General features: G+C 38.1%; 6 protein-coding genes and 1 riboswitch. Of the genes, 1 reads left to right on the top strand and 5 read right to left on the bottom strand.

Features of this window, described 5'->3' with window-relative positions; genetic code table 11:
- The 4 genes from A9G08_RS06180 to thiB all read right to left on the bottom strand — a co-directional run.
- Positions 1-807, bottom strand: an 807-nt coding sequence (locus tag A9G08_RS06180) for a hypothetical protein (protein WP_141673940.1), incomplete at its 3' end; no start/stop codon positions are given.
- A gap of 622 nt (positions 808-1,429) precedes the next feature.
- A complete protein-coding gene (thiQ, locus tag A9G08_RS06175) occupies positions 1,430-2,131 on the bottom strand; it encodes a thiamine ABC transporter ATP-binding protein ThiQ (RefSeq protein ID WP_065562860.1) in 702 nt (233 codons plus the stop codon).
- Positions 2,109-3,689, bottom strand: a complete 1,581-nt coding sequence (gene thiP, locus A9G08_RS06170; protein ID WP_065562859.1) for a thiamine/thiamine pyrophosphate ABC transporter permease — start codon at positions 3,687-3,689, stop codon at positions 2,109-2,111. Before thiP ends, thiQ begins: the two co-directional genes overlap by 23 nt.
- A gap of 14 nt (positions 3,690-3,703) precedes the next feature.
- The gene (thiB, locus tag A9G08_RS06165; RefSeq protein WP_065562858.1) at positions 3,704-4,702 is read right to left on the bottom strand and encodes a thiamine ABC transporter substrate binding subunit; all 999 of its coding nucleotides are present in this window, start codon (positions 4,700-4,702) and stop codon (positions 3,704-3,706) included.
- Positions 4,703-4,742: 40 nt separating this feature from the next.
- Positions 4,743-4,851: riboswitch (TPP riboswitch) on the bottom strand.
- Positions 4,852-5,368: 517 nt separating this feature from the next.
- Between thiB and argS the strand changes: the two genes are divergently transcribed.
- Complete coding sequence (gene argS / locus A9G08_RS06160; protein ID WP_065562857.1) at positions 5,369-7,102, top strand: arginine--tRNA ligase; 1,734 nt, start codon at positions 5,369-5,371, stop codon at positions 7,100-7,102.
- Between the two features lie 409 nt (positions 7,103-7,511).
- Here argS and A9G08_RS06155 read toward each other — a convergent pair whose 3' ends face one another.
- A complete protein-coding gene (locus tag A9G08_RS06155) occupies positions 7,512-8,798 on the bottom strand; it encodes a hypothetical protein (protein WP_141673939.1) in 1,287 nt (428 codons plus the stop codon).
- Positions 8,799-9,027: the final 229 nt, after the last annotated feature.

Below are 9,027 nucleotides of genomic sequence, written 5' to 3'. Positions count from 1 at the left end.
ATTAGACATTGTGACTGTGATACCACCCAGAGAAACAGGAGACCAAGACAATGGCTGACTACTACCACTAATATCTAAATCAAAGTACAATCCATTAAGACCTGTAGTAGGAAAGTTTTGACCGTAATAGAGAGGGTCTGTTTTTTGAGTGAGAAACCCCCTATCAGGGTCCCACATCGAAGCTGGGCCAGCAAAATCCCAAGATGGGTCATAAGGATCATCACCAAGCTTACCATACATTAAATTAGGTCTGACGAAACAAACCACAGGCGAAGCCTTTGGATTGACGTAATAAGTCTCACTACGGGCACTGAAATCACTACGATTAGGAACGCCATAACGAGTTGATAATGTACCGTTAGTACTGGATAACTTAATCCTATAAGGTGCGTTACAAATTGTTAACACGGAATTACGTGATACCGTTTGACCGTTTTTATCGACGATAGATAAACTTAAAGAACCTGTAGCAGTAACGTCTGAATCACCATCATCATCCCCCCAATAATTATTAGGAGGACCGATAAGAGTACTTAAATCGACTGAATTAGTATCAGTAGGAACGAACATACGAATATCAGCAAAACTCTGCCCCTCAACCGGCAAGACGATTGGGGTTGTAGATGATAAATTGGTAGAAGGCGTGTAATTAGTTCCGTTAGATAGTGTAATCCCAAGCAGACCGTTAGCATCAACTGCACGAGTACGACCACCGTCGAAAGTCAGATAAGGTACACTACCCTGTATCGCATTCCTAGTTGTCTGTGATGTCAATGCATGGCTGGAAAAAGAAAGGAAAATAGCCACGAAAAAAACAATCTGACGGGATAATTCGGAAAAGGATCGAAAACAGGATCTGAAAGAGGATCCGGAAAACGATCGGAAAAAGGATCGAGAAGAGGATCGCGGAAGCGACCGCGCGAAAATTCGCAGAATTTCACTTGATTGAGTAGAAAAATAAGCTTCAGTGAAAAATTTAAACTGGGTGCTGGACTTAGACGAATTTAAAACATAGGTTGGCCAAGTTGCCTGTTGCCTGTTGCCTGTTGAAAATTATAGAACATATGCGACAATCCTGTCAAGTAATTTTTTGATTAATTTACAATTTTATATTTTTCTGCTAAATTTTAGCCTAGTAGCTAAAACCGTGTAAAAAGTATAGTGATTGGAAAAACACGATGCAACACTTTTTTTCACTCATTTACGTTAACTTTTGTAAATAGGATCTAAAAAGGATCTAGATGATAATTGATTAAACGCTGTTTTAATTAAAGATTATCATCATTACAAATCTTTAGAATCACTGTTATTCATCCTAAAAAAATTATTTTAGTATTTAAAATAGTGGTTATGATCATTTAAAAGTTTTAAGTGAAATTTAAAACCTCAAAAACCCGGCTCCTCAACTTTTTTTTACGGAGAATTCTAATTATGAATAATAACTTATCCCTAACAATTTAGCTATCTCTTGATTTTCAGCTAGCTGTTTTGGTTCTGCATTAAATATGACGTTTCCATTTTCAATAACCACACAGCGGGAAAAATGGCTAAGTGACTCATCCAGATAATGCGATACCATCATTAAGGTCAGATTAAATTCACTACAAACCTGATTCACCAATGCCAACATTTCAAAGCGAAGAGCTTGGTCAAGAGCAGAAAATGGCTCATCTAATAATAATATAGGACGATGTTGTATAAGACAGCGAGCCAAAGCCACGCGTTGCCGTTGGCCACCCGATAGCTGTTCGGGATAGCGATGGTTAAAGCCTTCCAGCCCTACACGAACCAGTATATCATTAATAGTCGTTTGTTCAGCTCGACTCAGTTTTAATGTCGGCTTAATGCCTAAAGCAATATTTTGTTCAACCGTTAGATGGCTAAATAAGTTATTTTGTTGAAATAGCATCGATACAGGGCGTTTACCGGGTAACGTTGTTGTGACATTTTGGTTATTTAAAATGATTTGTCCTGATTTAGGAAAGATGAACCCCGCAATCAAGCTAAGTAATGTACTTTTGCCCGCGCCACTTGGTCCGACAATAACAACCCGCTCTTTAGCAGCAATATTTAGCGTAAAGTGCATGTTGAAGTTGTCATATTGATATTCAATTTTTTGAAGTTCGATCATAATCCATCACAACCAATAAACTAAAAGATAAAAGTAATAATATCGCCGCTGTCACGATACTTTCTTGATAATGATAATGCGATATCTGTTGATATAAATAATAAGGTAACGTGGTCACCGACTGCCCGCCAAACAGAGCTATTACCCCAAAATCGCCCAATGACAATATGGCAGCAAGGGCAAAACTCATCAACATAAGGCTTTTTAACCCCTTAAAATCGACCAAATAAAAATGCGTTAATCCATTGATATTAAGGGTTTGGGTTAATTGCCAATAGCGTGCAGTAATATCATACATCGGCGTAGCTAAATTTTTAAGGATGAAAGGTAGCGCCATTAACCCATTACAAACCATAATTAATAAGCAGATAAAAACAGTGTGATGACTATAACCAAATAACAATAAAAACAATCCCGATGCTAATACCATGTTTGGTATGGCTAATATCAGTGAGGCAACCAGCATAAGCCGATTACTTAATTGACGTTGTTGGTTAATCAATAGTCGGCAATTGGTCCATAGCAAAAGTAACCCAAGTAACATCGCTATCATAGCGGAACCTATAGCAATAAGGATTGAATAGAGTAAGGCTTGTTGCAACATCGATGTGAGTAATGAGATTTGGAAAAAATAGAAACCTTGAAAAAGTATGGTAATCATCGGAGACAGGATAAATAATCCCCCTATTACGATAATGATCATGCTAATCATTTTTAGCCAATTGGTTATCGGTAATTGATAGTTGGAGTGACTAAATTTAACACTCAGCTTTCTATCATTTCTATTTATTTTCTGCATCAAGCTGATAAAAACAATACAGCAAACCAACTGCACGCAAGATAGCAATGCGGCTTGTAATAGATCAAAGTCTCGCACCGCTTGATAAATAGCCACTTCCAACGTGGTGTATTTTGGACCACCACCCAATGCAAGCACTATGGCAAAACTCGAAAAACAGAGCATAAAAATAAGTGCTGCCATAGGCAATATTTGTCTACGAAGTAACGGCCATTCAAGTAATTTAAAATAGGTAAATGTTGAAAAATTAAGTTGTGCCGCTAACTGTCTTTGTTCTATAGCAACACTGTTTAATGTTTTGTAAAAGAGCACACAAGCATAAGGAAAATTCAAAAAAACATGAGCCAACAAAATACCTTGCAAGCCATAAATAGGAAATGAAAATGGGATATGCAGTACTTGGCAAATGTAAGCCAGTAAACCTTGTTGCCCATATACCGACAACAACCCTGTCACAACCACTAAAGCGGGTAAAATAAAGGTAATTGGCATTATTTTTATCAGTAACTTTTTACCTTTAAAATCAATAAAGGAGAGCGCCTTAGCCATTAATATTGCTGATGCCAGCGAAAGTATTGTCGATAACAAAGCTTGATAAAAAGTGATCCAAACAATATGAAGTACATAACTATCAAGATAAATCGTCAAATTTCCTGACTCCAAGGCAAATCGCCAAATAGCAATAAGTGCCGAGCTTAAAATGATGAGTATTAAGCTCGCAGCACTTATTCCGGGTAATAACGATTTAAATTTTAACATTGACGATACGGGATCTATTGACTAATTGCCGATTGCCATTCTCGAATCCAAGCTTTTTGATGTTTTTCAATCTCTGCTGGCTCAAATTCTAACGATTTATTGACCGAATTAATTTGCGCAAAGGCATTAGGTAGATCCGTTTTGATAATCGGATACATCACATTTTTCTCAGCAAATTGGTGTTGGACTTCAGGTGTCAGCAAATAACGTAAAAATTGGCGCGCTAGGTCAATTTCTTGACTGTATTTAATAATTCCGGCGACTTCAACTTGACGATAGTGTCCTTCATCAAAAATAGCTGCTTCGTAGTGATGCTCGTTTTCATTAATGATATGTGCCACTGGCGATGTACTGTAACTAAGTACAAAATCCGCTTCGCCTTTTAAAAACATACCATAAGCTTCGCTCCAACCTTTGGTGACTGTCACCGTGTTTTTAGCGATTTGTTGCCACGCTTCTGCTGCTTTATCACCATAAACTTTTTTTACCCAAAATAGTAAACCGAGTCCTGGTGTACTGGTTCTTGGATCTTGGTAGATGATTTTCAAACCGGCTTTATTTTCAACCAGTTCATGTAAAGAATGAGGTGGATTTTTGACTTTGTTATTATTGTAGATAAAAGCAAAATAACCAAAATCATAAGGCATAAAACTATCATCCCACCAATTGGTGTTGAGATTGTCGGGTTTAGCGATTTGATGAGGAATAAGAATATTCGCTTGTTTGGCTTGCTCTAATAGGTTGTTATCTAACCCTAAAATAACATCCGCATTCGTTTTATCGCCTTCAAGGCGAATACGATTTAAAACCGACACACCATCACCTAATGTCACAACCTCAAGTTGGCAATTGCATTGGGCTTCAAACCCTTTTTTGATTGCCTCACCGGGTCCCCATTGTGACATAAATGAATTATAGCTATAAACCGTCAAAGTGGGCAGTTCTGCATTGGCTAATGGGCTAAAAAGTGAAAATAGAAAAATAACAGGTAGTAAAAAGTTTTTACAAAACATTTTGCCTCCAAAGAAATAGGTAAAAGACAAAAGGTTTGAGCAGATATAATAACTCAAATCCCTCCGCTGGCATTATCCAGTTCAGGTTCGACGAGTTATGTCAATCAATCTGACACTCTCAGCCCACTAGGGCACCCCGTTGAGAACGACATTAGTTTAGAGGGTGAAGGTATAATTGTAAATAGTTACCTTCAACGGTTGCCTGCAAACTTATCTATGATTTTGGAAGAGAGTAACTGCGCTTGATCAAACTGATAGCTTTATAAAATTTCCGCTTAGCCCCATTTGTAATCAGAAAATCGATTTCTTGCTTATTTAAGGAGTGAGTGAGTTTTGCATATTCATTCAAAAGGATATTTTCACCATGATTATCATAGTATTTTGTCAATTGTGAATCTTATTTCTTGCAGATGACCTTGAGCAAACACCGAAGTTGAAAAGAGCAAAAGGATATTGATAATCAGGTAGTTAAATAAATTTCGGCACCTGTTTTCTCTTTATTTTTTTATCTATTTTATAATTGAGTTGATAGATTACATCTAAATAAAAAAATTTTCGTTTATAAAAGAATCAGCTATTTACTTGTCCTTAACTAATCCCACAGTGACAATTTATCAATTTATCAGTATTATATTGGGCATTTTATTTTAAACGATTAGGTTCAGTGTGAATATTCAACAACTATTAACACAACGTGTTTCTCAAGCAATGATTATGGCGGGTGCTGATAAAAACTGCGACGCTTTAATCAAGCAATCAGCTAAAGCCCAATTTGGTGACTACCAAGCAAATGGTATCATGTCTACCGCTAAAAAATTGGGAATGCCACCACGAGCATTAGCTGAAAAAGTTTTACAACATCTTGATATTGATGATATTGCCGATAAAATCGAGATCGCCGGTCCTGGTTTTATTAATATCTTTTTAAAAGATAGTTGGATTGCTGAACAAAACGAAGTCGCGCTAAATAGTGATAAACTGAATATTACTTTACCAGCCAAACCACAAACTATTGTGGTTGATTACTCTGCACCAAACGTAGCAAAAGAGATGCACGTCGGCCATTTACGCTCAACCATTATTGGTGATGCTAGTGTCCGAGTATTAAGCTTTCTTGGTCATAATGTTATCCGTGCCAACCATGTTGGTGATTGGGGAACCCAATTTGGGATGTTAATCGCCTATCTTGAAAAAATGGAAAACGAACATGCCAACGACATGGAACTTTCAGATTTAGAATCGTTCTATCGCGCAGCTAAAAAACATTACGACGAAGACGAAGCCTTTGCCGAAAAAGCCCGTAATTATGTCGTAAAACTTCAAGGTGGTGACCAATATTGCCGTGAAATGTGGCGAAAACTGGTGGATATCACCATGACACAAAACATTGCCACATATAAACGCCTTAATGTCACCTTATCGGTTGAAGATACAATGGGCGAAAGCATCTATAACAGTATGCTACCAGGCATTGTTGCCGATCTAAAACAGAAAAAATTAGCGGTTGAAAGTGACGGTGCCATCGTCGTATTTCTAGATGAATATAAAAATAAAGAAGGCGAACCAATGGGTGTTATTATCCAAAAACGTGATGGTGGCTATCTTTATGCAACAACCGACATTGCCTGTGTAAAATATCGTTACGAAACACTTCATGCTGAACGTATTTTATATTATACCGATTCACGTCAACACCAACATCTAGAACAAGTTTGGGATATCGTACATAAAGCGAAATATGTACCAGAATCCTTAAAACTTGAACACCACATGTTTGGAATGATGTTAGGTAAAGACGGCAAGCCGTTTAAAACTCGCTCAGGTGATACCGTAAAATTAAACGACCTGCTTGACGAAGCAACAGAGCGTGCAGAAGCACTAATTAAAAGTAAAAATCCCGATCTTTCTCCAACAGAACTTGCCAAAGTGATTGATGCAGTAGCGATTGGCGCAGTGAAATATGCCGACCTATCCAAAAATCGTACCACCGATTATGTTTTTGATTGGGATAACATGTTGTCATTTGAAGGCAATACTGCACCTTATCTACAATATGCCTATACACGCGTACTGTCGGTGTTTAGAAAATCAAATATCAACGAAGATAGCTTAACTGGTAATATCAATTTAGGCACGGACAAAGAGCGAACATTAGCAATTCGATTAATTCAATTTGATGAAACCGTTTCAACCGTTGCTGCAGAAGGCACACCGCATGTGCTGTGCGCCTATTTGTATGATATCGCCACCCTATTTTCTAGCTTCTATGAGCACTGCCCAATTTTGGCAGCCGAAAATGAAGACTTGAAACATAGCCGTCTAAAACTGGCATCTTTAACAGCAAAAACCCTTAAAACCGGTTTAGATATGCTTGGAATTAAAACGGTTGAAAAAATGTAACAAAACCAGCCACCGATATTGTTCAATATCGGTGGTATATCGCCACTTAAAAACATCTTAAAAATTTCAGCATTTAAAATTGAGGGGAGTTTTATAAAACCAAATTCATCCCAAAAAATCCTCAACTTTTTGATATAAAAACACAACTAAACGCCACAGCTTAAAGCTGGATTATTCATATAAAACAATATTAAAAAGTAGGATTTAGAACCCCAAAAAAACCGCTCCTCAACTTTTTTTGAGATAAAAAAATGCAAAAATAAACCCGCCGAGGCGGGTAATTCAAACGTCGCTAAGCCACAAACTCGCTTTTTATGGCTAAACGACGTTGACTCTTAGCTTACTTTTAATGACTCAACACTATTTTTTATGCCCCCCGCCCTAAGGATTAAGGACGAAGAAATAAAAACTAAGGATAGGCACAAAGTCCGTCGCTGCCTAAGAGGCTCTGCCTCACCACATTACCACGCTGCGTACCCACGATAACCTGGTCACGACCAATGGAGTCACTAGTCCAGAAAAAAAGTTCGAAGGCGGTGCCAACGGTATTATAACCCCACTCAGTGAAAAAACCCGAACCTATATGACGCATAAAACTATTACCAAATGAGGAAGGAGTGGCACTAGGTACAACTAAATCTTTACGAACTGCATTGGTTAAATCCTTTACGCGAGGCATTCGATAACCGATACCATTACACCAAGATAAGGCAGGAGAATAATTGCCATTCCAAGAAACACGGTGGACGAACCACTGCTTCAAAGTAAAACCATATTTAACAACTGGATTACCTTGACCATCACGACCGACCAACTCGAAGGTCTGAGGCAAAGAAGGTTTGGAAATACGACTAGGATTGTCTGAATTAATCTGGAATCTAGTAGCGGAAGGACCAGTTAAAGTAACACGAACGCTTGTAGCTGTAGAATTAGTCATTTTAACTGTGATACCACCCTGAGATATTGGAGGCCAAGACAACGCCTGACTACTGCCACTAATAAGTAAATCAAAATACAATCCATTAGCACCAGTAGTAGGAAAGTTTTGACCGTAAGAGGATGGCTCATTTGACTGAGTGAGAAAACCCTTAGTAGGGTCCCATATCAAAGCTGGGCCAGCATAACCACCTGAATTAGGTCTGGCAAAACAAACCATCGGTGTAACGTTAGGGTTGATGTAATAAGTTACACTACTTGCACTGAAATCACTACGATTGGGAACGCCATAACGTGTAGATAATGTGCCGTTAGTACTTGATAAGGTAAACTTATAAGGTGCCTTACAAATTGTTGGCACTGTACTACGTGATACAGATTGACCATATTTATCGACGATAGATAAACTTAAAGAACCTGTAGCAGTAATGCCAGAATCACCATCTTCATCCCCCCAATAGTTATAAGGCGGACCGATAAGAGAACTTAAAGCGACTGAATTAGTATTAGTAGGGACCAACATACGAATATCAGCAAAACTCTGACCTGCAACCGGTAAGACGATTGGGGTTATAGATGAAGAATTGGTAGAAGGCGTATAATGTTTACCATCAGATAGTGTAATACCAAGCAGATCGTTAGTATTAACAATACGAGTACGACCACCGTCGAAAGTCAAATACGGCGCACTACCCTGTATCGCATTCCTAGTTGTCTGTGAAGTTAATGCGTGCCCCGAAAAAGGAATAAAAAGAGCCACAAAAAAAACAATCTGCCGGGATAATTGAGAAAAGGATCGAAAAAAGGATCGCGCGAAAATTCGCTGAATTTCACTTGATTCAGTAGAAAAATAAACGTCAGTGGAAAATTTAAGATGGGAGCTGAACTTAGACGAATTTAAATTATAGGTTGGCCAAGTTGCCTGTTGCCTGTTGCCTGTTGAAAATTATAGAACATCTGCGACAATCCTGTCAAGTATATTTATGATT

The organism is Gilliamella sp. wkB195, from assembly GCF_001690445.1.
Classification (GTDB): Bacteria; Pseudomonadota; Gammaproteobacteria; order Enterobacterales; family Orbaceae; genus Gilliamella; species Gilliamella apicola_E.
The sequence above is the reverse complement of the archived record's forward strand: the minus strand, read 5'-3'. Positions and strand labels throughout refer to the sequence as shown.

What these genes read in the sequence shown, in the direction of transcription:
- thiQ (WP_065562860.1), bottom strand. Translation starts at nt 2,131, where the DNA reads ATGATCGAACTTCAAAAAATTGAATATCAATATGACAACTTCAACATG.
- thiP (WP_065562859.1), bottom strand. Translation starts at nt 3,689, where the DNA reads ATGTTAAAATTTAAATCGTTATTACCCGGAATAAGTGCTGCGAGCTTA.
- thiB (WP_065562858.1), bottom strand. Translation starts at nt 4,702, where the DNA reads ATGTTTTGTAAAAACTTTTTACTACCTGTTATTTTTCTATTTTCACTT.